This is a genomic window from Pseudomonas sp. NFACC43 (assembly GCF_900119645.1).
Taxonomy (GTDB): domain Bacteria; phylum Pseudomonadota; class Gammaproteobacteria; order Pseudomonadales; family Pseudomonadaceae; genus Aquipseudomonas.
The window spans coordinates 18211-43451 of record NZ_FPKK01000008.1 but is presented as its reverse complement, the minus strand read 5'-3'; the positions used below and the strand labels follow the sequence as shown (position 1 = coordinate 43451).

The window sequence follows — 25241 nt, the reverse complement described above, 5'->3', positions numbered from 1 at the left end:
GTAGCCCCAGGATCGGCCGGTTGCCCCAAGGAGATTGACCATGTCGCGTTTGACCGCCCGCTGGCTTCCCAGCCTGCTGCTGAGCACCCTGCCGCTGTTCGCTCACGCCGCGAATCCCCCCGAAGGCTCGGCCTACGGGCCGCAGCTACAGGGTTTCGAATACCCTTATACCCTCAAGCATTTCAACCTGCAGTCCCAGGGCCAATCGTTGCAGATGGGTTACATGGACGTACCGGCCCAGGGCAAGGTCAACGGCCGCAGTGTCGTGCTGATGCATGGCAAGAACTTCTGCGCAGCCACCTGGGGCGACTCCATCAAGGCCCTCAGCGAAGCCGGGTATCGGGTGATCGCGCCCGATCAGATCGGCTTCTGCACTTCCAGCAAGCCGGACTATTACCAGTACAGTTTCCATCAACTGGCGACCAATACCCAGGCCCTGCTCAAGGCCCTCGGCGTGCAGAAGGCCATTGTCCTGGGCCACTCCACGGGCGGTATGCTCGCCACCCGATACGCCCTGCAATTCCCAGATCAGGTAGAGCGCCTGGCGATGGTCAACCCCATCGGTCTCGAAGACTGGAAGGCCCTTGGCGTGCCCTACCGCACCGTGGACCAATGGTATGAACGCGAGCTGAAGCTCAACGCCGACGGGATTCGCAATTACGAGCGCACCACTTACTATGGGGGCCGCTGGAAGCCGGAGTTCGACCGCTGGGTGGATATGCTCGCCGGCCTGAACAAAGGGCCGGGACACACCCAGGTCGCGTGGAACTCGGCGCTGATCTACGACATGATCTTCACCCAGCCGGTCTACTACGAATTCAAGGACCTTAAGGTGCCGACCCTGTTGCTGATCGGCACGTCCGACACCACCGCCATCGGCAGCGACATAGCGCCACCCGCCGTGAAGGCCAGGCTGGGCCGTTATGACGTACTGGGCAAACAGGTGGCACAGCTCATCCCGCGCTCGACGCTGGTGGAGTTCGCCAACCTGGGGCACGCACCGCAGATGGAAGAGCCGGACCGGTTCCATGAAGCATTGTTGAGCTGGCTGAACAAACCCATCCCCTGACGAGGTGTTCCATGGCGGTGCAGATAGCGGTCATCGATGATTGGCAAAACGTGGCGCGGGACGTGGTGGACTGGTCAGTGCTGGACGACATCGGCCAGGTGACGTTCCTGCATGACTACCCCGCCGACCGCGATACCCTGGCCGAACGCCTCGAGCCTTTCGAGGTGATCTGCGTGATGCGTGAACGCACGACATTCGACGAAGGCCTGCTGCGACGCCTGCCCAGGCTCAAGCTGTTGCTGACCGGCGGCATGCGCAATGCCGCCCTGGACCTCAAGGCCGCGGCCGAGCTGGGTATCCAGGTCTGCGGCACCGAAAGCTACAAGCATGCCGCCCCCGAGCTGACCTGGGCACTGGTCATGGCCCTGAGCCGCAACCTCCTGCCGGAAGCCAACGCCTTGCGCGCCGGTCTGTGGCAGCAAGGATTGGGGGGCGACCTCCACGGCAAGACCCTGGCGATCCTCGGCCTGGGCAGCATCGGCCAGCGCGTGGCGCAGTTCGGCCAGGTGTTCGGCATGCGTGTGATCGCCTGGAGCCAGAACCTCACCCCGGAGCGGGCCGCCGAAGCGGGGGTGTTCTATGTAAGCAAGCAGCAGCTGTTCGAGCAGGCCGACATCCTCTCGATCCACCTGGTCCTTGGCGAGCGTACCCGTGGGCTGGTGGACGCCCAGGCCCTGGGCTGGATGAAACCCGGGGCGTTGCTGGTCAATACCGCCCGCGGCCCGATCGTCGATGAGGGCGCCCTGATCGATGCCTTGCGCCACAAGCGCCTGGCTGGCGCCGCCCTCGACGTTTTTGCCGAGGAGCCCTTGCCGCCCGGGCATCCGTTCCGGACGCTGGACAACGTCCTGGCCACACCTCACATCGGCTACGTCAGCCGACAGAATTACCGACAGTTCTACGCCCTGATGATCGAGGACATCCGGGCCTGGGCCGCAGGGGCGCCGATCCGCTCGTTGATTCCGGCCGGCTGACCGCCCGAGTCACTGCACGGGGGAGTTCGCTCCCCCTTCGCGGCGCTCACAGCGCCATCAAAACGCCTCTATTTTCAACGCCCCCTGATGGTGCAGCACGCCATTGCACCGCGCACGGCGATGAAACACCCCCTCGCCTCCTACTCCTCTTGCGTGACAGAAACCTGCACTTCGTCGGTGCGTATCACCGATTGTCGTGTAAGACATTGCCGCCAAAAAACGTGATTGTCCGACAATTCGACGAAGCGCACCGTAGCGCTCTAGGTTCTGGCCTAGACTGCCAAACCGGGGCAAAAACCGACCGGTCATCCAGACGAAAAAAAGTCGAAACTTTTCGCAGCGGCCACGGGTCAGGTTAGAGGTAGGGCAACGGTGGCTGGTGCAGTCCTTGCAAGTCCTTGCACAGCTCTTTCATCTGATTCGCTTTGCCGCATTGGGCAGCGCTTTGCTCTCCTTGCGTAGCGCTTGTGCGCCTGGCCGCAGGATTCGGCCAATGAAACATCAGCTCTGGCGCTTGCCGGAAACAGATCGAGAAAACAGGAGATATTTATGATCAGTGCTGCCTTGGAACCACAACAAGTCCGCTCACAACTGCCACCGGCGGCAGGATCGCCGACGGCACCGGTGTTGACTACCGGAGGCAAGGCACTGCTCCCCGTCGTTCGACAAAACCCCAACCGCAAGAAGATCCTGTTCGTGACCTCGGAAATCGCCGACCTGGTCAAGACCGGCGGCCTGGGCGACGTCTCGTCCGCCCTGCCCCGGGCCATGGCCGGCCTGCACGATGTCCGGGTCCTGATTCCCGGCTATCCCCAGGTCATGAACAGCGGCAATCCGATCCACATCATCGGCGAACTGGGCGGCCACGCCGCGCTGCCGCCCTGCAAGATCGGACGCATGGACATGGCCGATGGCCTGGTGATCTACGTGCTGATCTGCCCCGAGCTGTATGCCCGCGAAGGTTCGCCATACGGCGCCAACAATGGCCGCGACTGGCCCGACAACCACATCCGCTTTGCCCGCCTGGGCCTGGCGGCGGCGGATATCGCGGCCAACCTTGCGCAGATCCACTGGTGCCCGGACCTGGTCCACGCCCACGACTGGCCTGCCGGACTGGCACCAGCGTATATGCACTGGCGCGGCCAGCGCACCCCGACCCTGTTCACCATCCATAACCTGGCATACCAGGGCGTGGTGAGCCTGGCGTCCTGCCCGGAGCTGGGCATCCCCGAACATGCGCTGCAACAGGAAGGCATGGAGTTCTACGGCAAGCTGTCGTTCCTCAAGGCCGGCATGGCGTACTCCAGCCACATCACCACGGTCAGCGCCACCTACGCCCAGGAAATCACCACCCCGGCGTTCGGTTGCGGGCTCGACGGTTTCCTCGCGGCCAAGACACAGCAGGGTCTGCTCAGCGGCATCCCCAACGGCATCGATGAGAGCTGGGACTCGGCCACCGATACCCACCTGCAGCGCCGGTTCGCCATTGGCGACTGGGAAGGCAAGGCGGCCAACGCTGCCCATGTGCGCGAGCTTTTCGGCCTCGACGAGTCCAACGGCCCGCTGTTCGCCGTGGTGTCCCGGCTGGTCTATCAGAAAGGCCTGGACCTGACCGAAGCGGTGGCCGAGTTCATCGTCGAATCTGGCGGTCAGATCGCCATTATCGGTCGCGGCGAGCCGGAAGAAGAGCAAGCCATGCGCGAGCTGGCCCTGCGCTTTCCAGGACGGATCGGCGTACGCATCGGCTTCAATGAAACCGACGCGCGGCGGATGTTCGCCGGCAGCGACTTCCTGCTGATGCCATCGCGCTATGAACCCTGCGGCTTGAGCCAGATGTATGCGCAGCGCTTCGGCTCGCTGCCGGTGGCCCGCAATACCGGGGGGCTGGCGGACACCATCGAGGATGGAGTCACCGGTTTCCTGTTCAACGAGTCCACCGTCGAGAGCTACAAGGAAGCGCTGGGCCGGGCCTTCAAGGTCTTCGCCTTCCCCGAACTGCTCAATGCCATGCGTTGCCGGGCGATGTCGGCGCCTTTCAACTGGCGCAAGGCGGTCGAACCCTACGCCGAACTCTACGAACAACTGGTGGCGAAATCCCTGGGTAAATCCGCCAGACAATGAGGTGATCGATGCCGACAAGGACGCCCGAGACCTGGACCCACGGCGCGATCATGCTTGATACCGAGCACACTCGTTTCGCCCTGTGGGCCCCGGATGCGTTTTACGTCAGTGTCGAACTCGACACTGGAGAATCAATACCCCTGCTGCCACAGGCCAACGGCTGGTTCATGATCCAGACCCGTTGCCCCGCCGGCACCCGCTACCGCTTCAACATCGACGGCGAACTGGAGGTCCCCGACCCGGCCTCCCGCGCCCAGGCCGGCGACATCGACCGCCACAGCGTAGTGGTCGATCCCCACGCTTACCAATGGCGACACACCGGCTGGTCGGGGCGCCCCTGGTACGAGGCGGTGATCTACGAACTGCACGTTGGCGCCCTCGGTGGGTTCGAGGGGGTCGAGCAGCAGTTGGCTCGCCTGGCCGGCCTGGGCGTGACCGCCATCGAACTGATGCCCCTGGCGCAGTTTCCCGGAGATCGCAACTGGGGCTATGACGGCGTGCTGCCCTACGCCCCCCAGGCGTCCTATGGCACGCCGGAGCAGCTCAAGCACTTGATCGACAGCGCCCACGGGCACGGGTTGGCAGTGATCCTTGACGTGGTCTACAACCACTTCGGTCCCGACGGCAACTACCTGCACCGCTATGCCAAGGGTTTCTTCCGGGAAGACCGGCACACCCCCTGGGGCGCGGCCATCGATTTCCGCCGCCGCGAGGTGCGGGACTTCTTCATCGACAACGCGTTGATGTGGGTGCTGGAGTACCGTTTCGACGGTCTGCGCCTGGATGCCGTGCACGCCATCGAAGACCCGGACTTTCTCCAGGAACTGGCCGCCAGGGTGCGCCAGCAGGTCGACCCGACGCGGCATGTCTGGCTGACCGTGGAGAACGAACACAACCAGGCCAGCCTGCTGGAGCAAGGCTACGACGCCCAGTGGAACGACGACGGCCATAACGCGCTGCATGTCCTGCTGACCGGCGAGACCGACGCCTATTACGCCGACTATGCCGAACAGACCACGGAGAAACTGGCGCGCTGCCTCAGCCAGGGCTTTGTCTTCCAGGGCCATATCAACCGCCATGGAGAACCCCGGGGCGAACCCAGCGGCCACCTGCCGGCCAACGCCTTCGTGCTGTTCCTGCAGAACCACGACCAGATCGGCAACCGGGCCCTGGGCGAGCGCCTGCATCAACTGGCCAATCCCCAGGCGTTGCAAGCGGCAACGGTGCTGTTGCTGCTGTCGCCGATGATTCCGCTGCTGTTCATGGGCGACGAAGTGAAAGCCCAACAGCCGTTCCTGTTTTTCACCAGCCATCACGGTGAGCTGGCGGAACTGGTACGCGAAGGTCGGCGCAACGAGTTCAAGGCTTTCAGTGCCTTCGCCGATCCGGAAAAACGCAAGCGGATCCCCGACCCCAATGCGATCGAGACCTTCGAGGCCTCCCGTCCGGCCCTGGAAACCCTTGAACCGGAGCAACTGGCCAATGAGACCTTCTACCGCCAACTGCTGAAGATTCGTCGCGAGGAAATCGTCCCGCGCCTGCCCGCGATCCAGGCCCTGGGCGCCGATGTGCTGGGGCACGCTGCGATCAGTGCGCGCTGGCGCCTGGAAGACGGCAGCGTGCTGCGTATCGACCTGAACCTCGGCGACCAGTCGATCGAACATACCGCCCCCGAAGATGTGCGCATTCTTTTCGAACATCCGCCGCAAGCCATGGGTCTGTTGCAGCAAGGTGCACTTGCGCCTTACAGCGCGCTGGTCACCCTGACTCAAGCGGTAATGTCACCGAATATCACTGGAGAGCGCCTATGAGCGATGCACAACTGGAGATCCTTGCCGGGCGAGCGGGCCTGGCAGTGGACTGGATCGACGCCAATGGCCGGGCTCAAAAAGTCTCTCCCGCCGTGTTGCGTTCGGTCCTGACAGGCCTCGGCCATCCAGCCGGCACTGCCCAGGAAATCGACGCCAGCCTGCTGCAATTGCAGCAAGACCAGCAAGACCATCGCCTGCCACCGCTGATCACCGCCGACGTCGGCGTCAGCGTGGACCTGGGTCGCTATTTCGAGGGATCGACGCCCTGTGAAATCCGCCTCGAGGATGGCGCGACACTGAACCTGAAACTCGATGCCGACGCCAGGTTGCCGGGGATGGTCCCGGTGGGTTACCAACATGTCAGCATCCAGGACCAGCATTTCACCCTGGCCGTGGCACCGGCCCGCTGCTACAGCGTGGCCGATGCGGTGGACGACCCGACACCCAGGGCCTGGGGCCTGAGCGCGCAGTTGTATGCGTTGCGTCGCCCTGGGGACGGTGGTTTCGGCGACACCCAGGCTTTGGAAGAACTGGCACGTACGGCCGGCGAACGCGGGGCCGACGCCCTGGCAATCAGCCCGATCCATGCGATGTTCAGCAGCGACACCGGGCGCTACAGCCCCTACTCGCCCTCCAGCCGACTGTTCCTCAACAGCCTGTACGCCGCACCGGGCACCATCCTCGGCGAGCGGGCGCTGCGCACGGCCATCGATGCCACCGGGCTGACCAATCAGCTGCGCCATCTGGAAGACCAGCCCCTGGTGGACTGGCCAGTGGCGGCCGAAGCCAAGCAGAAGATCCTGCGCGCCCTGTATGACGGTTTCAACCAGGGCGAACACCCGCTGCACGAAGACTTCGCCAGCTTCCGCCACAGCAGTGGCGAAGCCCTGGAGAACCACTGCCGCTTCGAAGCCCTGCAAGCCGAACGCGCCGCCCGGGGTGAAAGCCTGGACTGGCGCGAATGGCCCGAGCAGTGGCGCAACCCGCGCAGCCCCACCCTGGCGCGTTTCGCCGAGGAGAACGCCGACGAAATCGGCTTCTACGCCTTCTGCCAATGGTTGATCGCCCGCTGCCTGGAGCGTGCCCAGAGCGCCGCCAAGTCCAGCGGCATGGGCATCGGCCTGATCGCCGACCTGGCCGTAGGGGCCGATGGTGCCGGCAGCCAGGCCTGGAGCCGGCAGGACGAACTGCTCGCCTCGCTGACCGTGGGGGCGCCACCGGACATTCTCAACCGTTCCGGCCAGGGCTGGGGAATCTCGGCGTTTTCGCCGGAAGGCCTGGTGCGCAACGGCTTTCGCGCGTTCATCGAAATGCTGCGGGCCAACTTCGCCCATGCCGGCGGCTTGCGCATCGATCATGTCATGGGCCTGCAGCGCCTGTGGGTGATCCCCAACGGCGCGCCCCCCACTGACGGCGCCTACCTCTATTACCCGGTGGACGACTTGCTGCGCCTGCTGGCCCTCGAATCCCATCGCCACCAGGCCATCGTGCTGGGCGAAGACCTCGGCACCGTGCCCGATGGCCTGCGGGAAAAACTCAGCGCGCGGGCGATCCTCGGCATGCGCGTGCTGTTGTTCGAGCAGGACAACACCCACTTCAAGCCGATCCTCGACTGGCCGGACAACGCCCTGGCAACCACCAGCACCCATGACCTGCCGACCCTCAACGGTTGGTGGCATGGCCACGATATCGACTGGAACGCGCGCCTGAACCTGATCGATTCCCACACCGAGATGGACTGGCGCAGGCACCGCGAGCGAGAACGCGAAGGCTTGCGCCATGTACTGAACCAGGACCCGCAGAACTTCCGCGAAGAACATCGCGAAACCGATCAGGTGCTGGATGCCAGCGTCCGTTTCCTCGGCCACACTCGGGCACCGCTGGTGCTGTTGCCGCTGGAAGATGCCCTGGGCATCGACGAGCAGGCCAACCTGCCCGGCACGATCGACACACACCCCAATTGGCGCAGACGCTTGCCTTGCGAGAGCCAGGCGCTGCTGGATGGCCCGGACGCCGCCCGGCGTCTGGAAATACTCGCCTGCGCGAGACTTCAGGCGAACGAGCGTGACCGATGAAACAGACGTTGATCCAACCCTTGCAGGCCACCTTGCGCCTGCAATTCCATAAAGGCTTCACCCTGGACGACGCGATCCCCCAGGTGCCCTACTTCGCCTCGCTGGGGATCAGTCATATCTACGCATCCCCGCTGTTGAAGGCCCGTGCCGGGTCGATGCACGGCTATGATGTGGTCGATCCGACCCTGGTCAACCCGGAGCTTGGTGGCGAAGCCGCCCTCAGGCGCCTGGTGGCGACACTGCGCGAACACCGGATGGGCCTGATCCTCGACATCGTGTCCAATCACATGGCCGTGGGCGGCAACGACAACCCCTGGTGGCTGGACCTGCTGGAATGGGGACGCCTGAGTCCCTACGGCCAGTTCTTCGATATCCAGTGGCACTCCCCCGACCCATTGATGGAAGGCCAGTTGCTGCTGCCGTTCCTGGGCAGCGATTATGGGGTGGCGTTGCAGGAGGGTACGCTGCGACTGCGCTTCGACCCGAGCCGCGGCAGTTTCTATGCCGAGCATTACGAGCATCATTTCCCCATCTGCCCCATGCAGTACGGCGAACTGCTCAGGCCTGCGCAACACCTGCCATCCGAGCAAGCCGAAGCCCTCAAGGCCCTGGCCGAACGCTTCACCACGCTGAACTACCAGACCGACGCCCATACCCTCGCCCGCCCGTTGCAGGCGCAACTGCGGGACCTGGCGACCCAGCCGGGCATCCTGGCCGCCATCGAAGGCAGCCTGCAAGGCTACGACTCCACGCAGCCCCAGGGCTTCGAGCTGCTGCATCAGTTGCTCGAACGCCAGAGCTATCGGCTCGCCAGTTGGCGCACCGCCGCGGACGATATCAACTGGCGACGCTTTTTCGATGTCAATGAACTGGGCGGGCTGCGGGTCGAACGCCCCGCCGTGTTCGAAGCCACCCATGCGAAGATCTTCGAGTTGATCGCCGAGGGCCTGGTGGACGGGCTGCGCATCGACCACATCGACGGCCTGGCGGACCCACGCGGCTACTGTCGCAAGTTGCGCAGGCGTGTCGATAGCCTGTCGCCTTCGCGACACCTGCCGATCTTCATCGAGAAGATCCTTGGCGATGGCGAGACCCTGCGCCAGGACTGGAAGGTCGACGGCAGCACCGGCTATGAGTTCATGAACCAGGTGTCGCTGCTGCAGCATGACCCGGCCGGCGCCGATGTCCTGGCCGAGTTCTGGAGCCGGAACAGCGAGCGGCCGGCGCACTTCATCGAAGAAGCCCGCCTGGCTCGCCAGCAGATCCTCAACGGCTCATTGGCCGGTGACTTCGAGAGCGTCGCCCAGGCCCTGCTCCAGGTGGCGCGGGACGACGTGATGACCCGGGACCTGACCCTGGGCGCGATCAGGCGGGCCTTGCAGGAGCTGATCGTGCATTTCCCGGTCTATCGCACCTATATCAGTGCCCTGGGCCGCAGCGCCGAAGACGAGATGTTTTTCCAGAAGGCGCTGGCAGGCGCCCGGCAAACCCTCAGCGAAGCCGACTGGCCGGTGCTCGACTGCCTGGCCAACTGGCTCGGCGGCATGGCCTGGCGACAACGTCCACGGGGTAGCCAGCGCAAGCGCCTGCGCCATGCCTGTGTGCGCTTCCAGCAACTGACCTCGCCCGCCGCCGCCAAGGCGGTGGAAGATACGGCGCTGTATCGTTCGGCAGTGTTGTTGTCACGCAATGACGTGGGCTACAACACCGAGCGGTTCAGCGCCCCGCCCCAGGAATTCCACGACGCCTGCCTGGAGCGACTCGAACATTTCCCCGACAACCTGATCACGACCGCTACCCACGACCACAAGCGCGGCGAAGACACCCGTGCCCGGCTGGCGGTGCTCAGCGAACGCGCCGACTGGTACACCGCGTGCGTGGATCAATGGCGCATCCTCTCTCCTTCCCTGCACAGCGATCCCGCGGCCCCCTCCGCCGGCGACGAACTGATCCTGTATCAGGCGCTGCTTGGCAGCTGGCCGCTGGACCTCGACCTGCAGGACCACAGTGCTCTGGCCAACTACAACGAGCGCCTGTGGCAATGGCAGCGCAAGGCCCTGCGCGAAGCCAAGCTGCAAAGCAGTTGGGCGTCCGTCAACGACGCCTACGAACAGGCGACCCAGATGTTCCTCGAACGCTTGCTGCTCGGGGACGAAGGGTTGCCACTGCGCAGCGCCATCGCCGATGCGGTACAGGCCGTCGCCCCTGCGGGCGCCCTCAACAGTCTGGCGCAAACCTTGCTGCGCATGACGGTGCCCGGCGTACCCGACCTGTACCAGGGCAACGAGTTCTGGGATTTCAGCCTGGTGGATCCGGACAACCGCCGGCCTGTGGACTTCGATGCCCGCCGAGAGGGCCTGCAGGCCGACGACCAGGCGGCAACGCTGGTCCGCGACTGGCGCGACGGCCGGATCAAACAGGCCCTGATCGCCAGGACACTGGCCCTGCGGGCCGAATACCCGCACCTGTTCCGTGAGGGTCGCTATCAACCGCTGCAGGTGGTGGGCGAGCATGCCGGCCGGGTCCTGGCGTTCATGCGCGAGCACGGACAACAGCGGGCGATCGTGGTGGTACCGATCCATGCGGCCCGGTTGCTGGAAAACAGTGCCGAGCCACAGGTGGTTGCATCGGATTGGAGCGATACCCGGGTGTCGTTACCGTTCGCCGCCGAGGATGGAAAACTGAAGGGACTTTTTGCAAGCGCAGCAGTCACACCCCAAGGGGAGCTGATGGTCAGCGCCGCGCTGGGGGATTTCCCGGTCAACATCTTTATCCAATCTTGAGTGAAGTCAGGAGCATCGCGATGAGTACCGACGATAAACGCATCCGGGAGTTTGCCTATCAGATCTGGGAATCCGAAGGTAAACCTACCGGGCAGGAAAAACGCCACTGGGAGATGGCACGCAAGCTTGCCGAGGCCGAAGCGCTGGCACCGAGCAAGCCGCCCAAGGCCGCCGCCAAGCCTGCGGCGAAGGCCGATGGTGCCAAGCCAGCCGCAGCCAAGAGCACAGCCGCCAAGGCCGCCACCAAAAGCACCACGCCCAAGGCCAAGCCGGCAGCCAAACCTTCTGCCAGCCCGGCAGTGGTGCCACCGGCCAGCAAGGCTGCGGATAAAAAGCCACGCGCGGCGCGCAAGCCCCCAGCGGTCTGATCATCAGGCTCACGGCTTCTCACGTCGCGCGGATGGCGGGGCCAGCTGTCCCCGCCTGATGGCGCGACAGCCGTCAACACAGGTCCGCTGTGCGCCTTAGCGGGGAGTGATCCTTCGCCTTGGCTGCACAGGTCCCGGCCCCAATAGAAATGAACGTATTCCGAGTCAACAGCCTCACTCAATCTGGCTGCCTTTTGCAGGAGCAAACATGACCCGTCCAAAGAAAACCACCCCGCCGCCCGTCATCGAGGCTTCGCGGATTCGCGAAGGGCTGCCTTTCCCCCTTGGCGCGACCTGGGATGGCCTGGGGGTCAACTTCGCGCTGTTTTCCGCCAATGCCACCAAGGTCGAACTGTGTATCTTCGACGCCGCCGGCGAAGTCGAGATCGAGCGTATCGAACTGCCTGAATACACCGACGAGATCTATCACGGCTATCTGCCCGATGCCCATCCGGGAATGATCTACGGCTATCGGGTATACGGCCCGTACGACCCGGAAAACGGCCACCGTTTCAACCCCAACAAATTGCTCATCGACCCCTATGCCAAGCAACTGGTGGGCGAACTCAAGTGGTCCGAGGCCCTGTTCGGCTACACCATTGGCCACCCCGACGGCGACCTGAGCTTCGATGAGCGCGACAGTGCCCCGTTCGTGCCTAAATGCAAGGTCATCGACCCGGCCCACACCTGGGGCCACGACCATCGCGTCAACGTGCCGTGGGACAAGACCATCCTGTACGAAACCCATGTACGCGGCTTCAGCATGCGCCACCCCTCGGTGCCGGAAAACCTGCGCGGCACCTTCGCCGGGCTGATGGTGGACGACGTGCTCGACCACATCCGCAAACTGGGTGTTTCGTCGGTGGAGCTGTTGCCCATCCATGCGTTCGTCAATGACCAGCACTTGCTGCACAAAGGCATGACCAACTACTGGGGCTATAACAGCATCGCGTTCTTCGCCCCGGATCCGCGCTACCTGGCCAGCGGCAAGATCGCCGAGTTCAAGGAAATGGTCGCGCACATGCACGAGGCCAACCTGGAAGTCATCCTGGACGTGGTCTACAACCATACCGCCGAAGGCAACGAGCAGGGCCCCACACTGTCCATGCGCGGCATCGACAACGCCTCCTATTACCGGCTGATGCCCGACGACAAGCGCTTCTACATCAATGACTCCGGCACCGGCAACACCCTGGACCTGAGCCACCCCTGCGTGTTGCAGATGGTCACGGACTCGTTGCGTTACTGGGCCACGGAAATGCACGTGGACGGATTCCGTTTCGACCTGGCGACCATCCTGGGCCGCTATCACGACGGTTTCGACGAGCGTCACAGTTTCCTCGTCGCCTGCCGCCAGGATCCGGTCCTGCGCCAGGTCAAGCTGATCGCCGAGCCCTGGGACTGCGGCCCCGGCGGCTACCAGGTGGGGCGTTTCCCACCGGGCTGGGTCGAGTGGAACGACAAGTTTCGCGACACAGTGCGGGCGTTCTGGAAAGGCGACGACGGCCAGCTTGCCGATTTCGCCAGCCGCATGACCGCTTCGGGGGAGATGTTCAACCAGCGCGGCCGGCGCCCCTATGCCTCGGTGAACTTCGTCACCGCTCATGACGGGTTCACCCTGCATGACCTGGTGTCGTACAACGACAAGCACAACGAAGCCAACGATGAAAACAACCAGGACGGCAGCAACAACAACCTGTCCTGGAACCATGGCGTCGAAGGCCCGACCGACGATCCCGAGATCAACGCCCTGCGCCATCGCCAGATGCGCAACTTCTTCGCCACCCTGCTGCTGGCCCAGGGCACGCCGATGATCGTGGCCGGGGACGAATTCGCAAGGACGCAGCACGGCAACAACAACGCCTACTGCCAGGACAGCGAGATCGGCTGGGTCAACTGGGACCTGAGCGAGGACGGGGCGGCACTGCTGAAGTTCGTCAAGCGCCTGATCAAGCTGCGCCTGGCCTATCCGATCCTGCGCCGTGGCCGATTCCTGGTGGGCAATTACAACGAGGACATCGGCGTCAAGGACGTGACCTGGCTGGCGCCGGACGGCAGTGAAATGACCGTCGAGCAGTGGCAGGACGGCCATGGCCGCTGCCTGGGCATGCTGATGGACGGCCGTGCCCAGGAAACCGGTATCCGGCGCAAGGGTGGCGACGCGACGCTGTTGCTGGTGGTCAACGCTCATCACGATATCGTCAATTTCCGCCTGCCAGAGGTACCCGAAGGTGACTTCTGGACCTGTATGGTGGACACCAACCAGCCAACGATTCGTGGCCAGGAGCGTTTCGAGTTCGGCGCCGAATACTCCGTCACCGGGCGCTCCCTACTGTTGTTCGAGCTGCAGCGGGAAGAGGAGCAATAACGCCGGCGATAAGAAAGGTTACACAGGGCCAGGCACCGCAAGGACGCGGTGCTCCGGGCTCACGCAGCTCAGTTCGAACGAAAAATTGCAGTTCAGATACACAAGTGACGCGACGAATTGGCCGTCATGGTCAATACTTCCCATGCGGTCGATTCCAGGATTCGGAGTACCGCGAATCGCAGCCAGGCCATCAGGGTTTGTACGAAAGTCGCGCAGGCACCTTTCGTACGAAGCCGGCGGCATCATCGCGCAGTGAGCGCGATGCATGGCTGAAAGATTGAACACAACAAGGATGTCCCCTCATGAAACTTGCCTCTCGCTTGCAAGGCCGGCAGCACCCGCAGATCTGGAACAGTGCTTCCCAACTGGCCGACATTCCCATCATCAGTACCCAGACACTGGTTCCCGAAGGCGCCCGCGCCGTCATCCTCGCCCCACACCCCGGCGACGAGATCGGCGCCTGCGGCGGGCTGCTCCAGTTGCTGAGCAACCTGGACATGCCCATGCTGCTGATCTCGGTCACCGACGGGGAGCTCAGCCACCCCGGGTCACCACTGTGGACCGACGAACGCCTGCGCATCTACCGCCCCCACCCTCAGGAGAGCGTGGACGCCCTGCATCGCCTGGGCGTATCGATCCAGGCTTTGCAGTGGGTACGCGGGGGCTTCACGGAAAAGACCCTAGCCGACCATGAGGCCCAACTGACCGCCTTCATTGGGCATTACCTGCGCCCCGGCGACGTGGTGTTCAGCACCTGGCGCAAGGACGGCGACAGCGACCACGACACGGTCGGCCGCGCCGGAGCCGTGGCGGCCGAAAGCATCGGTGCAACCTTCAACGAGCTGCCCGTATGGGCCTGGCACTGGCCGGCCCGCGAACATGGCAGGATTCCCTGGCACCGGGCGCGCAAGCTAAGGCTGGACGTGTGGACCACTGCCCGCAAGCGCCACGCCATGCATGCCTATGCCAGCCAGCTCAATCGCGAGCCCGCCAGCGGCATCGCCCCCCTGGTGCCCCGGGTCATCCTGGATCGCATGGGTTTGCCGTACGAAATCGTCTTCATCTGAATCGGCTGCGGGTTGAAGCGCCTGCATGCCGAAACGGTCACGCCCCGCGGGCCGGTGCCAGGCGGTGCGGCAACAGGAACACTCCCACGCTCGTCAGGAAAAATCCGGAACTGCGACAGCGCCTGTCAGTCGCATGAACAGATACCTCTGATTCAGGAGTGAACGTGACTCGAGATCCCGACTGGCGGGCTGTCGAATCGGTGCCGTTGGACACCCCCGTGCCGGTCCATCGGCTGCGGGTTCTCACCGTCAATACCCACAAGGGTTTCACCGCCCTCAACCGTCGCTTCATCCTGCCTGAGCTGCGTGAAGCGGTACGCAGCACCGGCGCCGACTTGGTATTCCTGCAGGAGGTGCTGGGCGAACATGACCGTCATGCCTCGCGCTACGATAACTGGCCCCAGACCTCCCAGTACGAATTCCTGGCCGACAGCATGTGGAACGACTTCGCCTACGGCCGCAACGCGGTGTATCCGGATGGTCATCACGGCAATGCGCTGCTGTCGAAGTACCCGATCCGCCAGTTCCGTAACCTCGATGTCTCCATTACCGGTCCGGAGCGGCGCGGCTTGCTGCATTGCGTTCTGGACGTGCCGGGCCATGCCGAGGTCCACGGGATCTGTGTGCACCTGAGCCTGCTGGAAAGCCACCGCCAGCTCCAGCTCAAGCTGCTCTGCCAACTGCTCGAATCGCTGCCCGAGGACGCCCCGGTGATTATCGCGGGGGACTTCAACGACTGGCAGCTACGTGGTAATACCGCCCTCGCCCGCCGCCGGTACCTGCACGAAGCCTTCGAACACCACCATGGCCGGCCGGCAAGGACCTATCCCGCCCGCTTCCCTCTGCTGCGCCTGGACCGCATCTACCTGCGCAACGCCACCAGCCATGCCCCACAGATCCTGGGCAACAAGCCCTGGACGCATCTGAGCGATCACTTGCCCCTTTCAGTGGAAGTGCATCTGTAGTGCCCCTGTTCATTGGAATTCGCGGGCTCACGACCTGTAAGTTCTGACAGTAGCGACGACGAGTATTCGTTGCTAGGGTGCCATCCCATACAGCGAGCGTTGCCAGGCCCATGTGCCAGCTGTCGTGCAGCCGATGCTGAAACCGGCATTCCAGGAATGCCGATGCAGAGGGATAGCACATGAGCCTGCGCGATCATGGATTCAATCGGCTGTTCTACGTTCTATGGATTTCGGTTCCCTTCCTGTTCCCTGTCCCCAGTGCCCTGGCCGCCTGCACGCTGACACCCACGGCAGGCAATGACAACTATGTCTGCGACAGCGGCACCAGCCCCGGACTGACTGACCTTACCGGCAATAACAGCCTGACGATGCCTGCCAATGGCAGCGGCCTCATCCAGGGCGACCTCACGTTCGACGATGGTGAAGATCGCGTCGAGATCCATGCCAATGGCGTGATCGACGGCGATGTGGGCCAAGGCTCGGGAATCGACGATTTCCTCATGACCGGCGGGCGCATCCTGTCCCTGTCCCAGGGCGACGGCCTCGATACGTTTGCCATGACCGGGGGCACCATCGTCGATGCATTCGAGGACGGGGACATCGCCCGCATGAGCGGTGGCACCATCGGCCGGGTCGACATGAAACTCGACGACAACCTTTTCGACATGTCGGGTGGGCAGATCATTGGCAACCTGGTGACGGGCTTCGGCCAGGACACCATCATCCTGTCCGCGGGACGCATCGGTGGCAATGTCAGCGTCAGCGGCGGCAACGACAGCATTACCGTGAGCGGCGGCGAAATCATTGGCCAGGTCAGGGCCAGTGCCGGCGATGACCAACTGGAGTGGAGCGGCGGGCTCATTCACTCGGCCATCCTGATGGGCGATGGCAGTGACACGGCGCTGTTGCGGCGGCTGGATGAAACAGGGCTCGCGGTCACACCTAATCTGGACGGCGGCCTGGGCCAGGACGTGCTGACGTTCGAGAACACGACCTCCGCCACCGGCGCGCGCTACCTCAAATGGGAAGATGTCGACCTCACCCAGGGCTCGCGCCTGGACCTGGAGGACGCCCTGGTATTGGGCGACAGCGCCACGGGCCTGGGGAAACTCGACATCGATGCCAGCAGCGTGCTGACTTCCTCCCAGGGCAGCATCGCGCCCTTTACCGCCGGCCAACGGGTGACCCTCAACAACGCCGGGACGGTGGATCTCACCCAGGGCAATACCCGCACCAGCGACACGCTGACCGTCCAAGGCAACTATGTGGGCAATAACGGACAATTGCGCCTGCAGACGAAGGTGGGTGCGGACGGCTCATCCAGCGACAAACTGGTGGTCGATGGCGGGACACTCACTGGCAGTACCTCCATCGCCGTGACAAACCTGGGAGGCGCAGGCGCCTTGACCACCCAAAACGGCATCGAACTGGTGCAGGCCCAGGGCGGGGCCGTCAGCGACAGTGGCGCGTTTTCCCTGGCGAACTCGGTGTCGGCCGGTGCGTTCGACTATCGCTTGTTCAAGGGGGGCGTGACCGGCGACGGGAACAGCTGGTACTTGCGCTCCACTGTGATAGCGGGACCGGTACCGGCGCCCAGCCCCGGCCTGCCTGTCTTGCCGGTGCCGGCGCCCGGCGCCGCGCCCATTCCTTTGTACCGCCCTGAAGTACCCACCTGGTCGGTCTTGCCTCCGGCCGCGGCGCAGCTGACCCTGATGGCCCTGGGCACGTTCCATGACCGCCAGGGCGACCAGCGCCTGCTCACCGAGACCGGGGCGTTCGGCGCGGGTTGGGGCCGGGTCTATGGCAAGGACCTGGACCAGACGTGGGCCGGTACGGTGAGCCCCCGGTTCGATGGATCGATCAAAGGCTTCCAGGTGGGCAACGACCTGTACGCCGCACCGTTGTCCGGTGGCCAGACCCAGCGCATCGGTTTTTTTGTCGGGCATACCGAACTGAACGGCAACGTCAATGGCTTCAACCTGGGCTTCGAGGGGCGACGCGCCGGCAAGATCGAGCTGGACGGTGACAGCTATGGACTCTATTGGACGCTTACCGATCCCACCGGTGGCTATGTCGACGCAGTCGTGATGGGCACGCGCCTGAACGGCGACAACCGCTCCGAAAGAGGCCTGAAGATCGACAATCGCGGGCATGCACTGACCCTGTCCGCAGAGGCCGGTTATCCCTTCGCCGTGGCGGGCGACTGGGTATTCGAACCCCAGGTCCAGCTCATCCACCAGAAAGTGTCGCTGGACACCCAGGATGACGGGGTTTCCAGGGTCGAGTTCGACTCGGACAGCGCCTGGACGGGCCGTCTCGGGGCTCGCCTCAAGGGGCGCTATCAAGTCGGCGGCCTGCCTGTGGAGCCCTACCTGCGGGCCAACCTGTGGCACACCTTTTCCGGTACCGACTCGGTCACCTTCGACAACGCCGACCGGATCGAGACCCGGCAGCGCGCATCCACCGGCGACCTGGGCGTCGGCGTCATCGTGAGCCTGGCGCCCTCCGTCAGCGTCTATGCCAGCGCGGATTACAGCAATAACCTCGATAGCAACCAGCAACGCAGCGTGGCGGGGAACCTGGGGCTGCGGGTCAGTTGGTAGGGTCATCCAGCGCCTTCGAGGAAGTTTTTTTGACGCCTGCAAGACGACTCCGATCATCAAAAAAATCAGAGAGTTATCAACCCTGATTTCAGAGTGCCATTTATCGCTCGGTTTCTTGACGCGCTGGCATCGGTCTTCTTGACTACAACGTACTACCCCCGGAAATACAGTCAGGGGCAGGCCTCTGAAACCCGCCACAGCGGGCCGCCCGAGGCTTGCCTCAATCCATTCGGTCGCCCCTCATTCGGGGTAGGAGAGACGCCAAGCGAGAAATGCATGCGATTGCAAGGCAGACCCCCATGAAAACTTCCCACCGTCCACAAGAGATCGCCACCACCTTCCACACCGTATCGACGTCGCTGTTGCTGTGCTCCTCCATGGAAGTCCTGGCCTGGCCTGTCGAGCAATCAGCGCAAGCCTGGTATGACCGAACACAATCCGGCAACCCGTCCCCCACGCTCATCGGCACCGACCCGGTCTCCAGCAAGAGTCCGGCGCTGTTCACGCTGCGTAACGACAACGGCCATACCCAGCGCATGGGGCTGATCAGCGAACAGCACCAGGTCATAGGCAACGTCACGGGTACCCTGGTGACACCCGCCCTTGCCGGACAGGGCAAGGACACCTTGAACCTGCAAGGGACGAACCTGGGTGCCTACTGGAGCCTGACCGGCCCTGCCGGCTGGCACGTGGACCTGAGTGCCAGCGGCGGCCGGGTCAGCGGTTACAGCCGCAACGAGCAAGGCCAACGCCAGGCCGCCGAAGGCAACGCCGTCACGTTGTCGGTCGAAGGTGGCTTTCCCATCGGCATCAGTGAAAACTGGGTGGTCGAACCCCAGGCGCAGTTGATCAATCGACGCATCACCCTCGACGCGCCCAATTCCGGCGACGGTACCGGCAATGAGTTGAGCACCTGGAGCGGTCGCGTCGGTGCGCGCCTCAAGGGTCATTATCAAGTCAACGGCCTGGGCATGGAGCCCTACGTGCGAACCAACCTGTGGCACACCGTCCAGAACGCGGACACCCTGAGCCTGGACAAGGTGGACAAGATCAGCAGCAGCCGCAAATCGTCCACCGTCGAAGTGGGCCTCGGCCTGGTGGCACGGGTCACGCCCGTGGTGAGCCTGTATGTCAGCGCCGACTACAGCAGTGACGTCGATGACAACGACCTCGATGGCATCATCGCCAGCCTGGGTGTGCGCATGCGCTGGTAGCGCGACGTGCCGGGGCCGGTGGCCGAACCACACCGCCAGGCCCCGCCTGCACTGCAATTGAACCCCTGCCCCCCTTAAAAACTCCCTCCATTAAGGCGTATAACCCTGTATTGACGACTTGCCATCAGCTCATGGCTCATTTCATTGAGGGAGTAACGACATGACCACAGCCAACCTTCTCGCCGACCTGTTTCCCAGTGCCGCGGACATTCCCCAGGCCTACCGTCTCGATGGGCGGATCGAACAGCGCGAATATCTGGTCGATGGTGTCCTGAAAACCTGGCAGGGGCCGCTGGCCGTGGTACGCAGCCCGGTGTACCTGGCGGGTGAACAAGGGGACGAGCAGGTGGTACTGGGCAGCACTCCGTTGCTGGATGCCGAAACCGCCCTCACTGCCCTGGACGCGGCCGTCCGTGCCTATGATCGCGGCCAGGGCCAATGGCCGACAATGCGCGTTGCCGAACGGATCCGCCATGTGGAAAGCTTCCTTGCACGCATGCGCGAGCAACGCGAAGCGGTGGTGAAACTGCTGATGTGGGAAATCGGCAAGAACCTCAAGGACTCCCAGAAGGAATTCGATCGCACCTGCGACTATATCGTCGACACCATCAACGCCCTCAAGGAACTGGACCGCCGCTCCAGCCGTTTCGAACTGGAACAGGACACCCTCGGCCAGATCCGTCGCGTCCCACTGGGCGTGGCTTTGTGCATGGGTCCGTACAACTACCCATTGAACGAAACCTTCACGACCTTGATTCCCGCCCTGATCATGGGCAATACCGTGGTATTCAAACCGGCCAAGCTCGGTGTACTGCTGGTGCGACCGCTGCTGGAAGCCTTCCGCGACAGCTTCCCGGCAGGCGTGATCAATGTGATCTACGGCAGCGGCCGGGAAACCGTCAGTGCGTTGATGGCCAGCGGCAAGATCGACATCTTCGCCTTCATCGGAACCAACAAGGCGGCCAGCGACTTGAAGAAACTCCATCCGCGCCCGCACCGCCTGCGTGCCGCCCTGGGCCTGGATGCGAAAAATCCCGGGCTGGTGCTGCCGGACGTCGACCTGGACAACGCCGTCAGTGAAGCGTTGACCGGCTCGCTGTCGTTCAACGGCCAGCGCTGCACGGCATTGAAGATCCTGTTCGTCCACGAAGACGTCGCGCCGGCCTTCATCGAAAAATTCAACGCCAGGCTCGCCGCCCTGAAACCGGGCATGCCCTGGGAAGACGGCGTGGCACTGACTCCGCTGCCCGAGGCGGGCAAGGTCGATTACCTGCATTCGCTCGTGGCCGATGCCGTTGCCAAAGGCGCCGCGGTGGTGAATGCCCATGGCGGAGAATCCCGCAGTTCATTCTTCTACCCGGCAGTGCTCTATCCGGTGAACACCGCGATGCGGGTCTACCATGAGGAACAGTTCGGTCCGGTTGTCCCCATCGTGCCCTATCGGGACTTGAACACCGTGGTCGACTACGTCCTGGAATCCGATTTCGGCCAGCAACTGAGCATTTTCGGCACCAACCCAGCCGAAGTCGGCAAGCTGGTGGATACCTTCGCCAACCAGGTCGGGCGCATCAACATCAACGCGCAATGCCAGCGCGGCCCGGACACCTTCCCTTTCAATGGCCGGAAAAACTCGGCCGAGGGCACCTTGTCCGTCCACGATGCCCTGCGTACCTTTTCGATCAGAACCCTGGTGGCGACCAAATTCCAGGACAGCAACAAGGCGCTGATCAGCGACATCATCCGGGAGCGGGATTCGAACTTCCTCACCACCGACTACATCTTCTGACTCGCGCCACGGCGTCTCATGACAGGGCTGGGCGACGGGCCTTGATGCCCCAGCCCTGCTGCATGCCGGCGGCCGCCAGCAGGATCGCCGCCACCCCCAGCCATTGCAGCGGTTCGAGGCGATGGCCGAAGGCGAACCAGTCGACGAAGATCGCCGCGATCGGATAGATGAACGATAGTGCCCCGGTGATCGCGGTGGGCAACCGTTGGATGGCGCTATACAGCAATACGTACATCAGGCCGGTGTGGACCATGCCGAGGGTCAGCAGGCTGGCCCACGCCTGGGCTTGTTGCGGCAACGCCGAGAAGTTCGCCCAGGGCGCCAGCAGCAGGACACCGGTACTGACCTGGATCAGCGCGATCAGGTGCGGTGGCGTACCGGTCAGGCGCTTGATGATCAGCGCGGCAATGGCATACAGCAACGCCGCCCCGAGGGCCAGCGCGATGCCCGCCAGGTAGTTTGCGCCCCCCTGCTCCTGTTCACCGTGGGCACTGACGATGGCCAGCATCCCGAGAAACGACACCAACAACCAGAACAGCTTCTGCGCGGTGATCTTTTCCCCCAGGAACAGCGCCGCCAGCCCTACCAGCATGAACGGTTGGACGTTGTACACCGCCGTGCCGATAGCGATCGATGCACGGGAGTAGGAAGCGAACAGCAACACCCAGTTGCCGACGATTGCCACGCCACTGAGCACCGCCAGCAGAAAGGTCGTCCGGGTCAGGATATCCCGGCGCAGGAAACCAAGGCCGGCGCAGATCAGCAGCAAGGTGGCAGCGCCGAATACACAGCGCCAGAACACCACGTCCAATACCGGCTGGCCCGATACCAGCACGAACCAACCTATGGTTCCGGAAATCAGCATGGCAGCGGTCATTTCCAGCGAACCGCGACGTAAGGTCTTGTCCATCTTCAGGCTCCTTCAGCAAGTGAGGCACAGTATGCCGAGCCGGCCGCCGCGTTCTCCATAGCTGGAAAAAGGCTAAACTGGGTTTCGACCTTTTTTATCAAGGCAAGATCGACTATTCGCCTAACGGAGCCCAAATGACCGACGACATCGACCAGATCCTCATCAGCGCCTTGATGGAAGACTCCCGCCTTTCCCTCAAGGCGCTGGCAAACCTGAGTGGCCTTTCTTCACCCAGCGTGGCCGAGCGCCTGCGCAGGCTCGAAGAGCGCGGCGTACTCAAGGGTTACACCGTCGAGGTGGATCCACGGTGCTTCGGCTATCAACTCCAGGCCATCGTGCGTATCCGCCCGTTACCGGGACAACTGCAAGAAGTGGAACGGCAGATCCAGGCCATCGCCGAATTTACCGAATGTGACAAGGTCACCGGCGATGACTGTTTCATCGCCCGGCTCCACGTACGCTCCATGGAGCAGTTGGATACCGTGCTGGACAAGCTCAACGTATTGGCCGAAACCAGTACCGCCATCGTCAAGAAGACGCCGGTCAAGCGACGCTTGCCACCGATGAACTGAGGATGATCGGAATTTCGTGGACGAAAAAAAGCCCGCCAGGAGGCGGGCTTTCGTTGTCACGAAGTGATCAGTCGTCGCGGCCCATCAGGCCGAACAGCTGCAGCAGGCTGACAAACAGGTTGTAGATCGAGACATACAGGCTGATGGTAGCCATGATGTAGTTGCGCTCGCCGCCGTGAATGATGGCGCTGGTCTGGTACAGGATGCAGACCGACGAGAACAGCACGAAACCGGCGCTGATCGCCAGCTGCAGGCCGCTGATCTGGAAGAAGAAGCTGGCCACTACCGCGCCCAGCAACACGAAGAAACCAGCGGTGATGAAACCGCTCAGGAAACTCATGTCCTTGCGGGAGATCAGCACGTAGGCCGAAAGGCCACCGAACACCAGTGCGGTCATGGCGAATGCCGAACTGACCACCTCGGCGCCTCCCTGCATTCCCAGGTAACGGTTGAGGATCGGGCCGAGCAGGAAGCCCATGAAACCGGTCAGCGCGAACGCCGACAACAGGCCCCAGGCCGAATCGCGAAGCTTGTTGGTAAGGAAGAAAAGGCCGTAGAAGCCGATCAGCACCACGAAGATGTTCGGGTAGCCGACACGCATCTGTTGGGCGACAAAGGCCATCACACCGCTGAAAGCCAGCGTCAGTGCCAGCAGGCCATAAGTGTTGCGCAGGACACGGCTAACCTCTAGCTGCTCGGCCTGCACGCTGTTGTTCACTGCGTAATCCTGTTCGCGCATGGCGACACTCCTCCGGTTTTGAAACATTCAGTGGCAAGGATCATAACAGACGCTCTGTAACAAGCTACGTGGAGAGTTTGACAGTGTGTTTCATTCGGGTATTATGGCGCCCGCAATGCAATACGGAGGTGTGGCCGAGTGGTTTAAGGCAACGGTCTTGAAAACCGTCGACTGTAACAGGTCCATGAGTTCGAATCCCATCGCCTCCGCCATCTTCTTGCGACAAAGCCCTGATTATTCAGGGCTTTGTCGTTTCTGGGATCCAGGAACCTCGTGGCTCCCTTCAGGGTCGTTTTCCGGGTCTTTTCGAGGTGCGTCCGATGGAGGCCACATGCCTGTCGAACGGCCAGAGCCCGGGATTATCCGTTTTTTACTATCGTTTCCTGGAACTTGAACAACTAGGACAGGCAGCACTTGTCGTTCGCGCTCTCACGCAGATCCCGCAAGCACGTCAACCTGTCGGGAGCAAGTCCAGGCTCCGATGTTCGTCCACGGCGTACTTTTCATCGCCCGCCAAGGGTATCCAGTCTTTCAACGGCGTCAGGAAATGGAGTTCAAAACGGCGTGACAGAAATGCCCATTTCCCCTGCCGACGTTCAAACTTATCGTGGTACAGCCCGCTGACTTGAACTGGACCTTTTTCAATGTCCAGGAACAGGCAATCCGCTGCCACCGTACCCAAGGCACTGTCACCCTCGATTTCGATCACCGGGTTGGCCATCCAGTGGTGCATATGTGGCATCTGGCGCCAACTGTCTTGAGCCATCGCCAGGATTTCATTCCTATTTCCGGCCTTGCCGAAACCCGGTAAGTCCAGTGTCGATTCTTCGTGCCAGATTCGGCCCAGGAGCGACACGTCGATGCGATCGAATGCGTTGGCATAGGCGCTGATCAGCGACTCGATAGCGGCGCGACTTTCCAAGGCTTCCAGTCGAGTGGTCAGCTCTTCAATGTTCATGATGACACTTCCTGTCTGAGGCTTCGCAACAGCGAAAAAAGCAACCCACGGCGAGGGCTGCGCTACGGTCAAGCGGGTGTTCAGATCTGCGACAGGCCCCCGTCGACCATCAGTTCCACACCGTTGACATATTTCGCATCGGCGGATGCAAGGAACAGCGCCGATGAGGCGATCTCTTCGGGCTGAGCCATATACCCCAGCGGCGTGATCTGCTCGACATGTTGGCGCAGCGCCGCTATGTCGCTTTCACTCATCTTCAAGCCGTTATCCATCAGCGGGGTGCGGGTGAAGCCTGGGCTCAGGACATTCGTTCGAATCTTGCGACCTTTGAGTTCGTTGGCCCAGGTCCTTGCAAAAGATCGCACCGCTGCCTTGGATGCGTTATAGAGGCTCAATCCTTCCATCCCATTGCTGGAGCAGATAGAAGCCGTCAGCACGATCGAAGCGCCATTTTTCAACAAGGGCATCAGCGTCTGGACAGTAAAAAAGACCCCCTTCACATTAATGTCGAACATGTTGAAATAAGCAGCCTCGGTGGTCTCCCCCACCGGGTTCCTTTCACAGATACCCGCGTTGGCGAACACCGAGTCCAACTGATCGTCGTGAGCATCAATCGTCGCCTTGAGCTTATCGAGATCAGCCTGGCGCGCGACATCGCAAATTACCGCAACCGCTTTATCACCGAGCTTGGCGACCGCCGCCTCCAGTGTGGCAGCAGAACGCCCCGTGATGTAAACACGCTTGGCCCCCTCGGCAATCAAACCCTGCGCAATCGCAAAGCCGATCCCGGTGGATGCGCCGGTGACGACTGCAATCCGATTAGCGAATTTACCTGACATAGCTGACTCCTCGGTCCTG

At 62.7% G+C, this 25241-nt stretch carries 18 protein-coding genes and 1 tRNA gene; 15 read left to right on the top strand and 4 right to left on the bottom strand.

From position 1 onward, the window contains the following. Nucleotides 1-40: 40 nt before the first annotated feature. The 13 genes from BT179_RS15355 (at nt 41) to BT179_RS15295 (ending at nt 21204) form a co-directional block, all read left to right on the top strand. Nucleotides 41-1069, top strand: coding sequence for an alpha/beta fold hydrolase (locus tag BT179_RS15355; protein WP_072431172.1), 1029 nt, complete (start codon nt 41-43; stop codon nt 1067-1069). Between the two features lie 11 nt (nt 1070-1080). Next, on the top strand, nt 1081-2043 hold the full coding sequence (locus BT179_RS15350) for a D-2-hydroxyacid dehydrogenase family protein (RefSeq protein ID WP_072431171.1): 963 nt from the start codon (nt 1081-1083) through the stop codon (nt 2041-2043). Between the two features lie 549 nt (nt 2044-2592). Then, complete coding sequence (gene glgA, locus BT179_RS15345) at nt 2593-4164, top strand: glycogen synthase GlgA (RefSeq protein ID WP_072398439.1); 1572 nt, start codon at nt 2593-2595, stop codon at nt 4162-4164. Between the two features lie 8 nt (nt 4165-4172). Further along, entirely contained in the window at nt 4173-5975 is a 1803-nt protein-coding gene (gene treZ, locus BT179_RS15340) for a malto-oligosyltrehalose trehalohydrolase (protein ID WP_072398438.1), read from the top strand. After that, on the top strand, nt 5972-8050 hold the full coding sequence (gene malQ / locus BT179_RS15335; protein ID WP_072431170.1) for a 4-alpha-glucanotransferase: 2079 nt from the start codon (nt 5972-5974) through the stop codon (nt 8048-8050). Before treZ ends, malQ begins: the two co-directional genes overlap by 4 nt. Beyond that, nucleotides 8047-10833, top strand: a complete 2787-nt coding sequence (locus BT179_RS15330; protein ID WP_072431169.1) for a malto-oligosyltrehalose synthase — start codon at nt 8047-8049, stop codon at nt 10831-10833. Before malQ ends, BT179_RS15330 begins: the two co-directional genes overlap by 4 nt. Nucleotides 10834-10853: 20 nt before the next feature. Beyond that, nucleotides 10854-11201, top strand: coding sequence for a DUF2934 domain-containing protein (locus BT179_RS15325; RefSeq protein WP_072398435.1), 348 nt, complete (start codon nt 10854-10856; stop codon nt 11199-11201). A 208-nt stretch (nt 11202-11409) separates the two neighbouring features. Then, nucleotides 11410-13569: a glycogen debranching protein GlgX gene (gene glgX, locus BT179_RS15320; RefSeq protein WP_072431168.1), complete on the top strand. Its 2160-nt coding sequence runs from the start codon at nt 11410-11412 to the stop codon at nt 13567-13569. 302 nt (nt 13570-13871) lie between these two features. Next, entirely contained in the window at nt 13872-14636 is a 765-nt protein-coding gene (locus BT179_RS15315) for a PIG-L deacetylase family protein (RefSeq protein WP_072398433.1), read from the top strand. A 164-nt stretch (nt 14637-14800) separates the two neighbouring features. Continuing rightward, entirely contained in the window at nt 14801-15601 is an 801-nt protein-coding gene (locus tag BT179_RS15310; RefSeq protein WP_072431167.1) for an endonuclease/exonuclease/phosphatase family protein, read from the top strand. 179 nt (nt 15602-15780) lie between these two features. Continuing rightward, entirely contained in the window at nt 15781-18204 is a 2424-nt protein-coding gene (locus tag BT179_RS15305; RefSeq protein WP_072431166.1) for an autotransporter family protein, read from the top strand. Between the two features lie 299 nt (nt 18205-18503). Continuing rightward, nucleotides 18504-19418, top strand: coding sequence for an autotransporter domain-containing protein (locus BT179_RS15300; RefSeq protein ID WP_072398430.1), 915 nt, complete (start codon nt 18504-18506; stop codon nt 19416-19418). A gap of 160 nt (nt 19419-19578) precedes the next feature. Next, the gene (locus BT179_RS15295; RefSeq protein WP_072431165.1) at nt 19579-21204 is read left to right on the top strand and encodes an NADP-dependent glyceraldehyde-3-phosphate dehydrogenase; all 1626 of its coding nucleotides are present in this window, start codon (nt 19579-19581) and stop codon (nt 21202-21204) included. Nucleotides 21205-21220: 16 nt separating this feature from the next. On the opposite strand, the gene BT179_RS15290 is transcribed toward BT179_RS15295, so the two are convergent. Then, nucleotides 21221-22114 carry a DMT family transporter gene (locus BT179_RS15290; protein WP_072431164.1) on the bottom strand — a complete coding sequence of 298 codons (894 nt, stop codon included), beginning with the start codon at nt 22112-22114 and terminating at the stop codon, nt 21221-21223. A 134-nt stretch (nt 22115-22248) separates the two neighbouring features. On the opposite strand from BT179_RS15290, the gene BT179_RS15285 reads away from it, so the two are divergent. After that, nucleotides 22249-22686, top strand: a complete 438-nt coding sequence (locus BT179_RS15285) for an Lrp/AsnC family transcriptional regulator (RefSeq protein ID WP_072398427.1) — start codon at nt 22249-22251, stop codon at nt 22684-22686. A 67-nt stretch (nt 22687-22753) separates the two neighbouring features. Here BT179_RS15285 and BT179_RS15280 read toward each other — a convergent pair whose 3' ends face one another. Then, nucleotides 22754-23425, bottom strand: coding sequence for a Bax inhibitor-1/YccA family protein (locus BT179_RS15280; protein ID WP_072431163.1), 672 nt, complete (start codon nt 23423-23425; stop codon nt 22754-22756). A gap of 124 nt (nt 23426-23549) precedes the next feature. Here BT179_RS15280 and BT179_RS15275 point away from each other — a divergent pair. After that, a tRNA-Ser gene (locus tag BT179_RS15275) sits at nt 23550-23637 on the top strand. Between the two features lie 239 nt (nt 23638-23876). Here BT179_RS15275 and BT179_RS15270 read toward each other — a convergent pair. Further along, entirely contained in the window at nt 23877-24383 is a 507-nt protein-coding gene (locus BT179_RS15270; RefSeq protein ID WP_072431162.1) for a nuclear transport factor 2 family protein, read from the bottom strand. A gap of 80 nt (nt 24384-24463) precedes the next feature. Continuing rightward, nucleotides 24464-25222 carry an SDR family oxidoreductase gene (locus tag BT179_RS15265; RefSeq protein WP_072431278.1) on the bottom strand — a complete coding sequence of 253 codons (759 nt, stop codon included), beginning with the start codon at nt 25220-25222 and terminating at the stop codon, nt 24464-24466. Nucleotides 25223-25241: the final 19 nt, after the last annotated feature.